The organism is Ruegeria sp. CF1 (assembly GCF_056537445.1).
Map to the genome: position 1 here is coordinate 367,837 of NZ_JBQFRN010000001.1, position 15,910 is coordinate 383,746.

At 58.3% G+C, this 15,910-nt stretch carries 17 protein-coding genes; 5 read left to right on the plus strand and 12 right to left on the minus strand.

Translation table 11 applies throughout. The annotated features are described in order from the left end of the window. Positions 1-12: 12 nt before the first annotated feature. From ACRZ96_RS01850 to ACRZ96_RS01860, 3 genes are all read right to left on the minus strand, one after another. Positions 13-1,221 (minus strand): multidrug effflux MFS transporter, encoded by a 1,209-nt coding sequence (locus tag ACRZ96_RS01850; RefSeq protein WP_170406074.1) that lies wholly within the window; start codon positions 1,219-1,221, stop codon positions 13-15. 73 nt (positions 1,222-1,294) lie between these two features. Next, the gene (locus tag ACRZ96_RS01855) at positions 1,295-1,954 is read right to left on the minus strand and encodes a DsbA family oxidoreductase (RefSeq protein WP_170406071.1); all 660 of its coding nucleotides are present in this window, start codon (positions 1,952-1,954) and stop codon (positions 1,295-1,297) included. After that, positions 1,951-3,468 (minus strand): class I adenylate-forming enzyme family protein, encoded by a 1,518-nt coding sequence (locus ACRZ96_RS01860; protein ID WP_170406068.1) that lies wholly within the window; start codon positions 3,466-3,468, stop codon positions 1,951-1,953. The genes ACRZ96_RS01855 and ACRZ96_RS01860 overlap by 4 nt, the downstream gene beginning before the upstream one ends. Before the next feature lie 65 nt (positions 3,469-3,533). Between ACRZ96_RS01860 and ACRZ96_RS01865 the strand changes: the two genes are divergently transcribed. Further along, positions 3,534-4,157 carry an XRE family transcriptional regulator gene (locus ACRZ96_RS01865; RefSeq protein ID WP_170396891.1) on the plus strand — a complete coding sequence of 208 codons (624 nt, stop codon included), beginning with the start codon at positions 3,534-3,536 and terminating at the stop codon, positions 4,155-4,157. On the opposite strand, the gene ACRZ96_RS01870 is transcribed toward ACRZ96_RS01865, so the two are convergent. From ACRZ96_RS01870 to ACRZ96_RS01890, 5 genes are all read right to left on the minus strand, one after another. Beyond that, complete coding sequence (locus ACRZ96_RS01870) at positions 4,146-4,382, minus strand: hypothetical protein (protein ID WP_170396893.1); 237 nt, start codon at positions 4,380-4,382, stop codon at positions 4,146-4,148. The genes ACRZ96_RS01865 and ACRZ96_RS01870 overlap by 12 nt on opposite strands. Before the next feature lie 187 nt (positions 4,383-4,569). After that, positions 4,570-5,229 carry an MIP/aquaporin family protein gene (locus ACRZ96_RS01875; protein ID WP_170406065.1) on the minus strand — a complete coding sequence of 220 codons (660 nt, stop codon included), beginning with the start codon at positions 5,227-5,229 and terminating at the stop codon, positions 4,570-4,572. Next, complete coding sequence (locus ACRZ96_RS01880; protein ID WP_170800676.1) at positions 5,226-5,702, minus strand: arsenate reductase ArsC; 477 nt, start codon at positions 5,700-5,702, stop codon at positions 5,226-5,228. The genes ACRZ96_RS01875 and ACRZ96_RS01880 overlap by 4 nt, the downstream gene beginning before the upstream one ends. A gap of 26 nt (positions 5,703-5,728) precedes the next feature. Next, entirely contained in the window at positions 5,729-6,553 is an 825-nt protein-coding gene (locus tag ACRZ96_RS01885; protein WP_480759428.1) for an arsenate reductase/protein-tyrosine-phosphatase family protein, read from the minus strand. Between the two features lie 32 nt (positions 6,554-6,585). Further along, positions 6,586-8,412, minus strand: a complete 1,827-nt coding sequence (locus ACRZ96_RS01890) for an extracellular solute-binding protein (RefSeq protein ID WP_480771476.1) — start codon at positions 8,410-8,412, stop codon at positions 6,586-6,588. Positions 8,413-8,707: 295 nt separating this feature from the next. On the opposite strand from ACRZ96_RS01890, the gene ACRZ96_RS01895 reads away from it, so the two are divergent. Together ACRZ96_RS01895 and ACRZ96_RS01900 are read left to right on the plus strand one after the other, a co-directional pair. Further along, positions 8,708-9,481 carry a 3-hydroxybutyrate dehydrogenase gene (locus tag ACRZ96_RS01895; protein WP_170421879.1) on the plus strand — a complete coding sequence of 258 codons (774 nt, stop codon included), beginning with the start codon at positions 8,708-8,710 and terminating at the stop codon, positions 9,479-9,481. Positions 9,482-9,545: 64 nt separating this feature from the next. Beyond that, positions 9,546-10,571, plus strand: a complete 1,026-nt coding sequence (locus ACRZ96_RS01900; RefSeq protein WP_170567158.1) for a patatin-like phospholipase family protein — start codon at positions 9,546-9,548, stop codon at positions 10,569-10,571. Here ACRZ96_RS01900 and ACRZ96_RS01905 read toward each other — a convergent pair whose 3' ends face one another. The 4 genes from ACRZ96_RS01905 to ACRZ96_RS01920 form a co-directional block, all read right to left on the minus strand. After that, a complete protein-coding gene (locus ACRZ96_RS01905) occupies positions 10,572-11,249 on the minus strand; it encodes a DUF502 domain-containing protein (RefSeq protein WP_170396909.1) in 678 nt (225 codons plus the stop codon). A 63-nt stretch (positions 11,250-11,312) separates the two neighbouring features. After that, a complete protein-coding gene (locus ACRZ96_RS01910) occupies positions 11,313-12,227 on the minus strand; it encodes a pseudouridine-5'-phosphate glycosidase (RefSeq protein WP_170406047.1) in 915 nt (304 codons plus the stop codon). Next, a complete protein-coding gene (locus ACRZ96_RS01915) occupies positions 12,224-13,117 on the minus strand; it encodes a PfkB family carbohydrate kinase (protein ID WP_480814182.1) in 894 nt (297 codons plus the stop codon). The genes ACRZ96_RS01910 and ACRZ96_RS01915 overlap by 4 nt, the downstream gene beginning before the upstream one ends. A 55-nt stretch (positions 13,118-13,172) precedes the next feature. Then, a complete protein-coding gene (locus tag ACRZ96_RS01920) occupies positions 13,173-13,793 on the minus strand; it encodes a thiamine phosphate synthase (protein WP_170396915.1) in 621 nt (206 codons plus the stop codon). Between the two features lie 164 nt (positions 13,794-13,957). Here ACRZ96_RS01920 and ACRZ96_RS01925 point away from each other — a divergent pair, with 164 nt between their 5' ends. Together ACRZ96_RS01925 and ctaA are read left to right on the plus strand one after the other, a co-directional pair. Next, positions 13,958-14,701: an RNA methyltransferase gene (locus tag ACRZ96_RS01925; RefSeq protein ID WP_480814183.1), complete on the plus strand. Its 744-nt coding sequence runs from the start codon at positions 13,958-13,960 to the stop codon at positions 14,699-14,701. Positions 14,702-14,760: 59 nt separating this feature from the next. Further along, positions 14,761-15,906 (plus strand): heme A synthase, encoded by a 1,146-nt coding sequence (gene ctaA, locus ACRZ96_RS01930; protein WP_480771475.1) that lies wholly within the window; start codon positions 14,761-14,763, stop codon positions 15,904-15,906. The last annotated feature ends 4 nt before the right edge of the window (positions 15,907-15,910 follow it).

Sequence of the window (15,910 nt, forward strand, 5' to 3'; positions counted from 1 at the left end):
GCTCTGCACAGATCAGGCGGGCAGTCTGTTTTCAATCCGGCCCATATGTAGCATCAGGCCGAAGCCAAGGATGCACATCGTCAGCACGCCGGTCGTCAGCGGTGTGATCGACCCGTCAAATAACAGCCCAATAGGGGCCGCGATGGCAGCCGCCAGAATTGTGGCGATCGAGCCGATGACCGAGGCAGCCATTCCCGCGATATGACCCATAGGTTCCATGGCAATGGCGTTCAGGTTGCCCATGGTTACACCGGCCATAAAGAAGATCGAGGTCTGCCATGCCACGAACACAGCAAAGGATGCGCCCGGTGAAAGCGGTGTCATGTTCAGGATGATGACGGCGCTTGTGATCAGAATCTGCGCGCCCAAGGCCCAGGTCACCATACGGCGCATGCCGACGCGTACGACCACGGCGGCGTTCAAAAGGCTGGCCGAACCCGAGATCAGCGCCACGAAGGCGAACCAGAAGGGAAAGCTGTCTGCCCGATCATGGATGACGTCAAAAACCGGCTGAACCATCGTTAGCATGGTGAACAGCAACCCCATGCAAAGGGTCTGCACCAGGATCGAGAGGCGCACAGTGGGGTGTGCGAACATCTCATGCACTGCCGCAATCATCAGGGGCAGGCGGAAGGGGCGTCGGTTTTCGGGCGCCAGAGATTCAGGCAGGCGCGTGGCCATCCAGATCACGATGATCGTGGCGAATATGATGAAGGACACAAAGATGCCGCGCCAGCCGACCAGTGCAATAACGCCTGCGCCTAGCAGCGGTGCCACGGCGGGGACCAGAGTAAAGATCATCATCGCAATCGAGATGATGCGCGCCATCTCGCGCCCTGAAAACAAGTCGCGAATGATCGCCATAGCCACAACGCGCGGCCCGGCCGCCCCGAGGCCCTGCGCGATGCGCGCAGCCAGCACCAGTTCAAGCGATGAGCTGGACCACGCAACAGCGCAGGCCAGTATATAGAGAGCGGCACCACCATAAATCACCGGCTTGCGCCCGACCGCATCGGAAATTGGCCCAGTAAAGAATGTGCCGATCCCCATGCCCAGCACAAAAGAGGTCAGGATCAACTGTGCTTTGTTCAGATCGTAGGGGCTGAGCTCTGCGCCGATCTCGGGCAGGGCTGGCAGCATTGAATCGATCGAAAAGGCTATCGTGGCGAACATCATCGCGATCAACGCAATGAATTCGCCCCGGGACATGCGGTCGGCCATGGGGAACTCCTTCCCGAATGCGCTATCACGGCGTTTCGGGTTGGACTAGATCAGAAATGCACAGGGGTATGTGCTATTCTGCAGGGGAAGCCTCAATCTGAGACATGATCTCAGCGATCACTTTTGCCCACAATTCAGGAGGTTGCGCGCCCGGAACAGCGTGCTGGTTTGCAACGATATATGTGGGAACCGAATTTACGCCCATTTCGCGTGAATGGCTGTCGCGGTTACGGATATCCTCGCGGTCGGCGTCTGACTGCAGCAGTTTCAGTACGACCGCTGCGTCCATGCCGACGCTGTCGGCGACATCAGCCAACACCTCATGATCACCAATATCACGCGCCTCGACGAAGTAAGCATTAAAGAGTGCATCGACCACGGATTCCTGCTTGCCCTCAATCCCCGCCCAGTGGATCAGGCGGTGGGCATCCAGCGTGTTGGGCGTGCGTTTCATGCCTTCGAAATCGATATTCAAACCTGCGTTTTCGGCATGTTCGACAACGGGAGCGTATGCGCGAACTGCTCCGTCCTTGCCGCCGAACTTCCGTTCAAGGTATTCGCGCCGATCCATGCCCTCGTCGGGCATATCGGGGTTCAGCTGAAAGGGGTGCCACTCGATCACAAAGGGGTGGTCTGGCACTTCGGCCAGCGCCTTGTCCAGATGGGTCTTGCCGATATAGCACCAGGGGCAAATCGGATCGGACATGATGTCGAGCTTTACAGTGTGTGTCATTCGGACGTCGCCTTGAAATAGGCCGGCAGGGCGCGGCGCAGAAGTTTGCCGTTGCCTCCGGTGGGTAAGGCGGGCAGATGGACAAAGGCACGCGGCTGTTTGTAGCGCGCCAACTTGTCAGACACATAGGCGTGCAGGTCCGCCGCGTCCAGTTCTTCGGGGCCAGTGTAGAAGGCAACGATGATCGAACTGTCCTGTTTTACCTCAACCGTAGCCGCCCCGACCTGGGTGATCTCGGGATGGGTGGATAAGGCCGCCTCGACTTCGACCGGGGAAACGCGATATCCGCCCGCATTCATCATGTCGTCATCTCGACCCAGATAGGTGATTTGCCCATCAACCGCCATCGCGCCTTGATCACCGGTCAGGAACCAATCCCCCTGCATCCGAGCAGCGGCCTCGTCGGGGGCATTCAGATAGGTCAGCATCAGGCCCGGATCTTCGCGATGTACGGCTATTGTACCTTCCTGACCTTGTGGCACAGGGCCATCCGGCCCGAGGATGGCAATCCGACGCCCGGGCTGCGGCTGCCCCAACGCTGTGCCGCGTGCCGGGTGGCTTGGGCTGGATGAGATGAAGGTCGAGCATTCGGACATGCCGTAAGCCTCATAAAGCTCGGTGCCGGTGAACTGCACCCATTTTTCATGCAGGTGTCGCGACAGCTTTTCCCCGGCGCAAAGGCCGTGGCGCAGATCGGGAAGGCCGGGCTGCGTGTCACTTTGCATCATCTTCCGAAAGACCCCCGGTGCGGCTGCAAAGATGGTGGCACGATGTTGTTTCAACAGGGCAGGCAGATCGCGTATGTCTGTCCCGGGTTCAGGGATCAGAGCCGTTGCACCAATGGCCCAAGGGTCCATCAAGCCGGTGCCCAGCGTGTAGGTCCAATTGAATGCCCCCGCATGGCACAGCCGGTCCGAGGATTTCAGGCCATACCAGCCGTCGACCATCATCTGCCGAGCCCAGATGGCGCGGTGTGCATGCGCAACCGCACGGGGTTTGCCCGAAGTACCCGAAGTGTAGACCACGTAGGCAAGCCGCTCGGGATCACCCATGGCAAAACTTGCTGGCGGCAGTGATCGCATCCGGGCCAGTTCAGGCAGCATGATCTGATCCGGGTGCGCCGCGCAGGCGACCTGGGGATCTCGCAAAATGGCGGCGGGTTTCAGATCGTCGACGATCTTTGCGGTCTCTTGCTCGGTCAGTTGTGATGAGGTGGGCACGGGGACCAGCCCCACGGCGATTGCGCCCAGATAGGCGATCGGAAAATCGACGGTATTGCCCAATCGCATGAGAACAATGTCTTGGGCGCGAAGGCCGCTCTGCAGCAATCCTGAACCGGTGCCCATTATCGCCGAATGCAGATCGCCATAGGTCCAGTCTGTTGCACCATCCGATCCCAGCACCGAAAGTGCGGTCTTCTCAGCTGAACTTTTCGCATGGCGCAGCACATGCGCGGCAAGATTGAATGGGCGCGGGCAGGGCGTAGGCGGCCCCTGATCAAAGATCGACAACATGAGAACTGGCTATCCCCGTGCGAGGCGCGTTGCAAGCAGGGCATGCTCGCCCTATAGAAAGACCCATGGCCACCAATGATCATAAATCTATCGTCAGAATTGCCCGCGACAATGGTGTCAACACCGAGTTGGAGCCGGTCGATCTGGGCGCGCGCGTGCGCGAACTGCGTAAAGCCCGCAACTGGACGCTGGAACAGGCGGCGAGTCAGGCGGGTCTGGCTCGGTCGACACTCAGCAAGATCGAAAATGGTCAGATGTCTCCGACCTATGATGCTTTGAAAAAGCTGGCGACCGGATTGGAGATTTCGGTGCCTCAGCTTTTTACGCCGCCACAACGCGATCAGGTGATCGGTCGAATGGCAGTGACCAAGATGGGCGGGGGTGCGGCCCATGCGACCACCACCTACGAACATGAGTTGCTGGCAGAAACGCTGACCAAAAAGCAGATGCTGCCCTATCGCGCCCGTGTACGTGCACGCTCGATGGAAGAATTTGACGGCTGGGTGCGTCACGATGGTGAGGAATTTCTGTATGTTCTGACCGGAGTGGTGCGGTTGTTTACCGAGTTCTATGAGCCGGTCGAAATGCGCCGCGGCGACAGCGCTTATTACGACGGCAGCATGGGGCATAACGTCATTTCGGTCAGTGATGAGGATGCGACGATCCTGTGGGTGACGTCACTTGCTTAGGGCTTGGGCCGCTTCGCGGTTCAATGCTTCGGTGAACAGGAAATCCTCAAGCTCTTCGCGCGCCTCGTTTACGGTCAGGTGGTGACGCTCGGCCAGGTAAGCTTCGAACTGTTTGCGATCTTCGCCAACGCGCGCCATATCCCTATCGCGCAGGTTCGGAAACCTACGTTTTGCACGCGCATATGACGCGTCCCAGTCTTGCGTCAGATCAGCCCAGTTTAGCATCTGCGAGCCTTCCTTAGTTGGTGTTTCAGGATTGCTCTCCCCCAAGACAGCCTACGGAGCGCCGTGCGTTGCTGCAGACATGACAAAATGTCGCAGCCGGAGTCGGGAGATAAGATGCAAAAAACCCGCTGCGGAGATACCGCAACGGGCCCACGGACCTGCTGTAAAGTGAGTGGCGGCCGGTCCGTTATTCTGCTGGTTCGAATAACCAGTTCAGTATTTTGTGTCCGATAAATACAGCAATTAACTGCATAATTATGAACATCGGAATGTGCGCAGGGTATATCCCTGCAAAGGTATCCGTAAAGCCCCTTGCGATTGTAACGGCCGGATTAGCAAAACTTGTGGAAGACGTATACCAGTAGGCGCCGGTAATATAGAGGCCCACAAGGGCTGGTACCGTGTCCGGCTTGTGCCGAATTCCGCCGAAAATCACAAACAGCAAACCCAAAGTGGCGACAATTTCCGAAAACCACTGATGTGCCCCGGTACGATGCATCGTTTCCGAAGTTTGCAGAATCGGCAGGTCAAACATGTAATGGCTGGCCCAGACCCCCGCGATACCTCCGGCAATCTGAACAAGCATGTAAGGGGTGACCGCACGCCAGGGATGTTCACCGCGCAGCGCAAAGGCCAATGTCACTGCAGGGTTGAAGTGAGCGCCCGAGACAGGGCCGAGCGTAGTGATGATAGCGTAAAGGATGCAGCCGGTCGCAATTGCATTGGCCAGCAACGCCAGCGCGATGTTCCCCTCGGACAAGGTTTGCGCCATGATGCCTGATCCGACAACGCCGATCAGCAGGAAGGCGGTTCCGAGGAATTCGGCAAAGTATTGGCGGGCGCTCACAGCAGGGCTCCTATACGTTTGAGATGGGCCGAGAGTTCAACGCTGTCCATGGTTTCAATGGGCAGCTCCAGAAGTGCTTCGGCGCGGCGCCCAAGAATGTCATATGCGGTCCTAAAGGCGGTTTCCCAGTCTGACTGAGACGCGGCAGCCGGGTCCTCGACACCCCAATGCGCGCGTACGGGCGCGCCGGGCCAGACGGGGCATGTCTCTTCGGCGGCTGAGCCGCAAACCGTGATCACTATGTCCATTTCAGGAGCATCTTCTGCTGCAAACTCATCCCAGCTTTTAGAGCGGGCATCGCGGACGTCATGGCCTTCGGCACCAAGCAGCGTCAAGGATTGCGGATGCACCTTCCCGGTCGGGTTGGAGCCTGCTGAATAGGCGCGTACACGCCCTTCGCCGGTGTGATTGAAGAGCGACTCCAGCAGAATCGACCGAGCCGAGTTGCCGGTGCATAGAACCAGTATGTTCATGGGGGTATCCTTGGATTGATCGAGGACTATTCGGCCATTCGACCGATATCATCCACCTTGTGCTGTAGTGAGATGCGGTCGAGCGTTTCGAACGGGAGGCTTGCAAAGGCGGTGATACGGTTGCGCAGCAATCCGTAGGCCTGCTGGAATGCCAGCTGCTTTTGCGCGTCGGTTCCTTCAACTTTGACCGGATCGGGCAGACCCCAATGCGCGCTTATCGGTTGTCCTGGCCAAGCGGGGCAGGCCTCGTTCGCTGCGTGGTCGCAGACGGTAAAGACAAAATCCATCTTTGGGGCATCAGCAGCGGCAAATTCTTCCAGTGATTTTGAGCGGAGTGAGGTCGTGTCGTAGTCTTTTTGCTTCAAGAGTTCCAAAACGATTGAATTTGGTCCGTCCGATGGTGCCGTTCCTGCCGAATAAGCACGAAACAAGCCGTTACCTTCATTGTTCAGGATGGCTTCCGCCATGATCGAACGGGCCGAGTTTCCGGTGCAGAGGAAAAGCGCATTCATAACGCGGCCAGGGGACGCCATAACGGGGTCATCCGAGGGTTGCATGCACAGATCAGGACGATTTTGACAGCAACCGCCCAGCAACTCATCAAACAGCCCGCGCACCGCTGGTAAGTTGGCGGCATATTGCAATGATGTCCCGCTGCGCGACTGCTGGATCAGCCCGGCGGATTTCAATGCATTCAGGTAGGTTGACGCAGTATTGGGTTTCAGCGCTAAAGCCTCGGCAATCTGACCCGCAGCTACGGAATCTGGATAGCGACGCATCAACAGCCGGAACAGATCCAGCCGCTTGGGATGTGCGAGTGCGTTCAGCCTGTCATGAATCTCTATTTCCATAATTCATGAAATATGGAAATAGAAAGGACTCGTCAATCCTGAAACCACCAGACCTGTGGCATATATTCTGGCCCATCGCCATAAATTGGCAGAGTGTCGGGTTGTTTCAGCTCTTTGACATGGGCGATACGGCCGACATCAAAGCTCCAGATAGGAATAACATAGCGACCCGCTGTCAGAACACGATCCAGCGCGCGCGTTGCCGCAACAAAATCCTCGTGGCTTTCCGAGGCCAGCATCGCGTCGATCAGCCCGTCCACGGCGGGCGAGGTCAGACCCATGACATTCCGCGTCCCGGGAGCGTTGGCGTTTTCGCTGCCCCAATACAGGCGTTGTTCGTTGCCTGGCGAGAGCGACAGCGCACGACGGAACGGGGTCATGTCAAAATCTTGCGCATCGATGCGTGAAGTATATTGCGCGTCATCTACTTTCTCGACTGTCAACTGGATACCCAGGCGTTCGAGGGCGCGGGCGTAGATTTCCGCGATCACGCCGACATCCTGGACCACGTTCAGGCTGCCCTGGCTGATGACCAGATCAATCACAAACGGCTCACCGCTGGCGTTGCGAAGCTGGCCGTCCTGAATGATCCATCCGGCCTCTTCCAGCAGTTTAAGCGCTTTGCGGATATTTCGGCGGTTGCGTTCGGTTCCATCGCTTTGAGGCAATTCATATCCATCCAGCGTGCCCGGTGCCAACTCGGCGGCATAAGGTTGAAGCAATTCCTCGACACGACCAGTGGCCGGTCCGGGTTGCATCCCCAATTCCGAACCCGAGAAATATGAGATGATCCTGGGCTGCGCCCCGCCTGTAATGGTGTCGTTGATGAACTCGAAGTTGAAGGCCAGCGTTAGTGCCTCGCGTACGCGCCAGTCATCGAATGGGGCCTTGCGTGTGTTCATGACAAAGCCGGTCATGCCTGACGGCTTTTGATGGGGAATTTCCGTCTTCACAACATCACCGCGCTGAACCGCTGGGAAGTTGTACTGCGTGTTCCATTTATCCGCGTTGAATTCACGAACGGCCGAAAGCTCGCCAGCTTTGAACGCTTCAAACGCGACTGTGCCGTCTCCGTAGAACTCAATCCGCATGTCATCCAGATTCATGGTGCCCTTGCGGTAGGGGATGTCGGCACCCCAATAGTCAGGATTGCGACGCAGGTTCACATAGCGGCCAGCCTCATAGTCATCGATTACGTATGGTCCGGAACCGATGGGTATATCGTGTAGTTGAGCGTCAGCGAACGACTTTCCCTCCCACTGCGCTCTTTGCAGGATCGGGCGCATTCCGGCGATCAGGGCCAGTTCGCGATCCGGTTCGTTAAAGGTGATCCGAACGCTGCGCGGTCCAGTCTGTTCAATGCTATCAATCTTGCCCCACAGCCCGCGATATCGCAGGTGGCCTTCGGTGCCCAGTGTCTCATACGACCAGATCACGTCATCGACAGTGACCGGCGATCCATCCGAGAATTCAGCATTTTCGCGCAGCGTGAATTCGACCCAAGTTCGGTCCGAATCTGTCTCAACTGATTCGGCTAACAACCCGTAAAGAGTGAAAGGTTCGTCCCAGGAGCGGCCCATCAGGCTTTCATGAGTCCAAAATCGCAACTGCCACGGCGCGGTGCCTTTTTGCACAAACGGGTTCAGACTGTTATAGCCGCCGGTATTGCCAAATACGACCTTGCCGCCCTTGGGCGCGTCAGGATTTGCGTAGGGTAGCGACACAAAATCCGGTGGTAGGGCCGGGTCACCATACATAGCTATGCCATGGGCCGATTCTGCTGACGCCATTGAGGCGGCGAAAATACAGGTGATTCCCACAATCGCGGGATGAAGGGGGCGGAGATAATCGGGGCTCATTTTGGAAACAATCCTGCTCTGGCCTTATTTTGTTTGGGATTCACCGTAGCCATGATTTTTCTTATTATCAAACTTTTAGCTTGGACGAGGGCGTGGAATTGCTTATAAAGGTTCTACTGCTCGATAGGTTTCTTGCCTGTATGAAACCTGCCTCAATAACTTAACGCCCGCTTCGTGCGGGCGTTTTTTTTTGGCAAAACTCGTGCGGGTGCGCGGATCAGATCATTCCCCGTTTTCTTTGCAGGTGCAGCATGGCACTGTGTTTGAGAAACAAAAAACTCATAAGGAGAGTGCCATGAGTCTGTCGGGCAAAACAGCCGTCGTCACGGGGTCGAATTCGGGGATTGGGCTGGGCATCGCGCGTGAGCTGGCGAAGGCCGGGGCGGATGTGGTGCTGAATTCGTTCACCGACCGTGATGAAGATCATGCGCTGGCCACCGAGATTGGCAAAGAGACGGGAACCAACGCGCGCTACATCAAGGCAGATATGTCCAAGGGCGATGAATGCCGTGCACTGATCGAACAGGCAGGTGCTTGTGACATTCTGGTGAACAACGCCGGCATTCAGCATGTGGCCCCGATCGATCAGTTTCCGTCGGACAAATGGGATGCGATCATCGCGATCAACATGAATTCGGTCTTTCATACGATGGCGGCAGCGCTTCCGATGATGCGCGCGGCGGGCTGGGGGCGGATCGTGAATATTGCCTCGGCTCACGGTCTGACGGCCTCGCCCTACAAGGCGGCTTACATCGCGGCAAAGCATGGTGTCGTCGGGATGAGCAAGACCGTGGCGCTGGAGACTGCGCAGGAGCCGATTACCTGCAATGCTATTTGTCCGGGATACGTACTGACTCCATTGGTTGAGGCGCAAATTCCCAACACGATGAAAGAGTACAATATGAGCCGTGAGGATGTGGTGAAGAACATCCTGCTGGAGCGGCAGCCGTCGAAGGAGTTTGCCACGGTCGAGCAGCTGGGCGGAACTACGATCTTCTTGTGCTCGGATGCAGCGGCACAGATCACAGGAACGACGATATCCGTGGATGGGGGATGGACGGCATTGTGAGGGACCATGGGGGCTCTGCCCCCATACCCCCGAGGTATTTCTGGCCATATGAAGAGGCGGAACCATGAAACGGATCAATCTGGCATTGCAGGGCGGTGGGGCGCATGGCGCGTTTACCTGGGGTGTACTGGATCGATTGCTGGATGAAGAGGATATCGAGGTTGCCGCGATCACTGGGACTTCGGCCGGCGCGCTGAACGGGGCAGCGTTCAAATCAGGGATGGTGCATGCAGGGCGCGACGGGGCGCGGGCGTGTCTGGATGGGCTTTGGAAACGCATGGGTGCCGTCGGCGATATGCGAATCGCCCATTGGATGCGGGGCATTGAGCCTGCTCATGTTGCACAAGCGTTGGAGTACTCCGTTCCGTTCTCGATGGCCGAAGCATGGTCGCGGCTGGTATCGCCTTACGCCTATGGGCCGTTTTATCGCAATCCGCTCACCCCGGTTGTGGATCGGTTCAACTTTGATGAGATTTGTGCAGACGAAGGGCCCGCGCTGTTTGTCTGCGCCACCTGTGTGCGCAGCGGCAAGATTCGCGTGTTCACAGGCGAGGAGATTTCGACCGATGCGATTCTGGCCTCGGCCTGCTTGCCGAACCTGTTTCAGGCGGTTGAAATCTATGACCCGAAATCCGAGCGGACCGAAGCGTATTGGGATGGCGGCTATACCGGAAACCCGGCGCTTTATCCGTTGTTCGGTGGGGATTTGCCAGATGATGTGGTGATTGTGAACATCAACCCGCTGGAACGCGATGAGGTGCCTAAAACGCCGCAGCAGATTCAGAACCGGATCAATGAGATCAGCTTTAACTCATCGTTGTTTCGCGAGCTGCGTGCGATCAATTTCGTTCAACGGCTTCTGGCCGAAGGCAAGCTGAAGGCTGGTGAGATGAGCCGGGTGCTGGTGCATATGATCGCTGATGACGCCTTGATGAACGACCTTTCAGCGGCCACCAAGATCGTGCCAAACCCGGTTGTGCTGAACCGGCTGAAACAGTCCGGGCGCGATGCGGCGGATCAGTTTCTGAGCGTGCATAAGGACGATCTGGGTCAGCGGAGCACGGTCGATTTGCCCGCAATGTTTGGTTGATTATTCAGGCGGCTGGGTTGGGTCTTTGTCATTCGGGTAAACCAGACCTGCTGAGATCACCAGCTTGGCTGCATCCTCGATGGACATATCCAGCAGGATCACATCCTCTGCGGGGAAAAACAACAGGAACCCGGATGTGGGGTTTGGGGTTGTCGGGACAAACACGCTTAGCAACTCGCCCCCGGTTTCGGCGCGATCGCTCACTTCACCGCGCGCTGTTGTCGAGACGAAGCCGATTGCCCAGATGCCCCGGCGCGGATATTGGATCAGGCAGGCTTTTTCGAAAGACCGCTCGGTCTGGGCGAACACAGTTTCCGAGATTTGCTTGATCCCGGAATAAACCGAACGGACCACGGGCATGCGGTCGACGACACTTTCGGCGAAATGGATCAGCGAACGGCCCAGGATGCCCTTTGCGATCCAGCCGACGATAATCGTGAACAGCAGGAATATGACCACGCCAACGCCGCGCAGGTTGATGCCGACATATTCCGAGGGTTGGAACCGTTGCGGGATCAGTGGCAGGACGGCGCTGTCGATCCAGCCAACCACAGACCAGATCAACCAGATGGTCAGCCACACCGGAGCAATGACGACGATACCAGTCAGAAAGGACGCGCGTAGCCGGGAGAACAGGCCGGGGCGTCGGTGGGGTTCTTCGTCAAACGGAGTGTTCATTGCGGTCCTGAGTGGTTTGCGGAATTAGGTAAGCAGTCCGGGCGCTTGGTGCAATAGCTGGGGTCAGTGGGCTGATTCCGTTAGTGCACGCGCGATGACCGCTGCCAGTCGGGCGTTGTTGCGTACCAAAGCGATGTTGGCGGTAAGCGAACGGCCTTCGGTCTGTTCATAGATACGCTGTAGCAGATAAGGTGTGACGCCTTTGCCAGTGATCCGGTGAGTTTCTGCATCGGCCTGTGCGGACGCGATGATCGGGGCCAGCTCCTCGGACGGGATCTGGTCGGCTTGCGGGATCGGGTTAGCGACCAACTGACCACCTGGCAGCCCCAACGCACGCCGTGCTGCGTGGGCTTTTGCTATGTCAGCGGCATCATCCATGCGCAGCGGGGCTGCCAAGGGTGATTTTGCGGACCAGAAGGCTGGGAACTCGTCCTGTCCGTGGGCGATGACGGGGACGCCGAGCGTTTCCAGAACTTCAAGCGTTTTGGCGAGGTCGAGGATGGCTTTGGCCCCGGCCGCGACCACAGTCACCGGGGTCTGCGCGAGCTCGTGCAGGTCAGCGGAGATGTCGAAGGAGGTTTCGGCCCCCTGATGCACCCCACCGATGCCTCCGGTGGCGAAGACCTCAATGCCTGCATAATGTGCGGCGATCATTGTTGCGGCGACGGTGGTGGCCCCGGTGCCGCCTGTGGCGAGGCAGGCGGCCATGTCAGCGCGTGACAGTTTGGCGACGCCTTGCGCCTGACCCAGTGCGCTCAGCTGGTCGGCTTCGAGGCCGACGTGCAAAACTCCGTCAATAACGGCAATCGTTGCTGGAACGGCGCCCGCATCGCGGATGTCTTGTTCAACCTGTGCCGCGACCTCGATGTTCTGGGGGTAGGGCATGCCATGGGTGATGATGGTGCTTTCCAATGCCACGATTGGTTGGCCCGCATCCTTGGCGGCGCGGACCTCTGCGGAATAGTGAATGGTGATCACAGTGGGGTTTCTCCGGAAACATAGGTTGCAGCGGCGCGCAGCGCGCGGCTGAGTGCCGCGTCGCTGTCGGCACCATTCGCCTCGGCGGCGATATGGGCGGCCATGAAAGTGTCACCCGCGCCGGTCACGCGGGTGACCAGAACGGACGGGGGTGTTTGGGTCAAGACAGCATCAGCATCCCCGACGGTGGCCGAGTTGCCGCCATCGGTCACAAGAACCCGCAACGCGCCACGGTCCAGCAGGCCTTTGGCGGCGCTCTCGGAATCGGTGAACTCGCGTTGGCAAAGCAGTCCGGCCTCTTCGAGATTCACATAGAGCGTTGCACGGGCGTGTTTGAGGAAGGGCAGCAGCCGTTCTGCCTTGCCGGGCGACGCCGGGGCGACGCGCAGGTCGGCTTTGGCGAAGGCGGGGCTTTGGGCGATCTCTTCAAGCAAGGTAAGCGTCAGGTTACCGTCCAGCGCGATGGGCCCTTCGAATGGCGCATTTTCATAGCCCAGCGGACCATGCATCAAGGGACGCAGGATTTTGGCTCCGGCAGCTTCAAGCGAATGGGCGTCGGCAATGGCGGCGATCAGCCCGTTGGCTCCTTCAACCGCCAAATATCTGTCGGTTGGCAGGTCTTGCGAGCGATAGATGTGATCGGTGACCATCCCCAAACGCGCGCAGGACCGGACCAATTCGTCGCCTTCAGCGTCGCGGCCAATTGCGGTCAGCAAAGTCGGGGTCATTCCGAACCGCACCAGCGTCATGGCGATGTTCATGGCGACGCCACCCGGCAGGCGAGTAATGCGGCCGGGTACATCCGAGCCCTGTCGCATGGCGCTGGCCGAGCGTCCGATCACGTCCCAAAGGACCGAGCCGATGCACAAAATTTCGCTGTTCTTGTTCATGCCTTGTGTCATGCCGCAGCCCCGACGCGGGTGCAAGGGTTAACGCTCGCATCCCTCAGCGCATTGCGGCAATCAGAGAGTTCAGCGCCTCCAACGGGTTATCTTGCGACCAGATTTCCTCTCCGATGCCGAAGAAATCGGTGCAGGGGGTGAGGTCTCGGATCAGATCGGACGTCAGGCCGCCCTCGGCCACGACGGGAACCTCGATCATTTCGGACCACCATTGGAACAGGTCCTTTTCGGCCTGAGTACCATCGCCCAGCGTGGCGGAACCAACCGGGCCAAAGGCCACGTAATCCGCGCCACTTTCACCAGCAGTCATCCCGTCATGGCTGGAAGACCCGCAAAAACTGCCGACAATCGCATCCGCGCCTAGCTCCTTACGGGCTGCCCTGACAGACCGCGCGCCGTCATCCAGATGCACCCCGTCCAGACCCAACCGCTGCGCCAGCAATACATGGTTGGAAATCACGATGGCTACATCGCGCGCATGCGCAACTTCGCGGCAAGCATCGGCGGCGCGCGCGATGGTATCTTCGTCGCTTCCAGCCAAGGCGAGGCGGATACATGCAATTTCAGCCCCGTCCAATACGTGACCCAATTGATCAGGGAATGTACTCAGCGCGATGGTCGGAGGCGTGATCAGGTAAATCTGCGGCTGCTCGGGGGTGTCCATGGCGCGTCCTTCGGGTTTGTCATCTTTCGCGCGGTTTAGCGGATTGCGCGGGGGAAGCAAACTTTTATGCCGGCTACGTACCCTTTTGCGAACAGAAGACGCCGGGCCGACTTGCCCTCGACCCATGCGGCCATTAGAGCAAGCGGAGTTTTTCGGAGTTAGCCATGCCCAGCGATACATCACAGCCGTCTTTTGTTCTGGTGCGCCCTCAGATGGGTGAGAACATCGGTGCTGCCGCGCGGGCGATGTGGAACTTTGGGCTGGATCGGATGCGGATCGTGGCACCGCGCGACGGCTGGCCCAACCCCAAGGCGGTGGCGATGTCCAGCGGGGCCGGGCGGCTTTTGGATGAGGCGCAGTTATTTGACGATCTGGCGGGCGCGCTGGCGGACACCACCTTTGTCTTTGCCACCACAGCGCGGCAACGTGGGTTGACCAAGCCTGTCTATAGCCCGGAGCGCGCAATGCAGCTTGCATCGCAGAAAGTGGCGGCGGGCGAAAAGGTCGCTGTTCTGTTTGGCCCGGAACGGGCAGGGCTTGAGAATGAGGATATCGCCAAGGCCAATGCGATTATCTCGGTGCCAGTGAATCCGGAATATGCGTCGTTGAACCTCGGGCAGTGCGTTCTGCTGACCGCCTACGAATGGATGCGCCAGACCGGGGATGTCGTGCATGAGGCAACTGATCTGGGCAAGGGCGATTGGGCGACCGGGATCGAGGTTGAAAAGTTGGTCGAGCATTATGAGGACCGTCTGGAACAGGCCGGGTTCTTTTATCCGCCGGAAAAAGCCGAAGGAATGAAGGTGAACCTGCGCAATCTGTGGTCGCGGATGCGGATGACACGGGCCGATGTACAGATGCTCCACGGGATCATGCGGCAGATGGTCCGCTGGAAAGACAAAAGCTGAGGCTGGACCTATCTTCCGCCAAACCATAGCTTGCGACGAAATCAGGACATGAGGACAGCATGAGCGGTAAGCGCAGCATCTTCGAAGAGGTCTCGGACAGCGAAAAACAACAGGCCGTCCAACCCGGTTTGATCGACCGGGGGCGTGGCGGTGCGCGGGCCGCGATCCGGGTTTGGCTGATGATCCTGTTCGCGCTGGTCGTGATCATGATTGCCGTGGGCGGGCTCACGCGGCTGACCGACAGTGGACTATCGATCACCGAATGGCGACCTATTACGGGTGCGATCCCACCGATGAACGCCGCCGACTGGCAAGCCGAATTCGATAAATACAAGCAGATTGACCAGTGGCGCATTCAGAACCAATGGATGGAGCTGGATGATTTCAAAACCATCTATTGGTGGGAATGGGGCCATCGCCAGTTGGGCCGCGTGATAGGATTGGTTTGGGCCGTTGGATTTATCGGTTTCCTTGTGGCTCGCAAAATTCCGACAGGATGGGCTGGTAAGCTGCTGATCCCCGGCCTGCTTGGCGGTGTTCAGGGTGCTGTAGGCTGGTGGATGGTCGCCTCGGGCGTCACACAGGGTGAAGGCATGACCGCCGTTGCCAGCTATCGTCTGGCAACGCATCTTGGCTTGGCCTTCGTGATCCTCGGCTTTCTTGCCTGGTACATCTTAGAACTTGGCCGTGACGAACGTGACCTGATGCAGGCCCGCCGCGCGAAAGAGGCTAAGCTTTTCTCGATATCGACCGGACTGCTGCACTTCACCTTCCTGCAAATCCTCATCGGTGCGCTGGTGGCCGGGATCGACGCGGGGAGGTCCTACACTGACTGGCCCCTGATTGGCGGTCAGTTGCTGCCGCCCGATGCGGCCATGCTGGAACCGATGTGGCGTAACTTCTTTGAAAGTCCCGGTCTGGTGCAGTTTATCCACCGTTGCGTCGGCTATCTGCTGTTTATTTTCGCCATCATAGTCTGGCGGCGCGGTGGCAGCAGCGCGCACCCACAGACCCGCTTTGCCTTCAACGCCATGTTCGCGGCTTTGTCACTGCAAGTGGTCGTGGGCATCATCACAGTCGTCTATGCGGCACCTTGGCAGATTGCCATTTTCCACCAGTTCATGGCCGTGGTCGTCTGGACACTGATCCTGCGCGCCCGCTTCCTGACAGCTTACCCTATCGCAACATCTGTGCGCGGAGCATGATCCC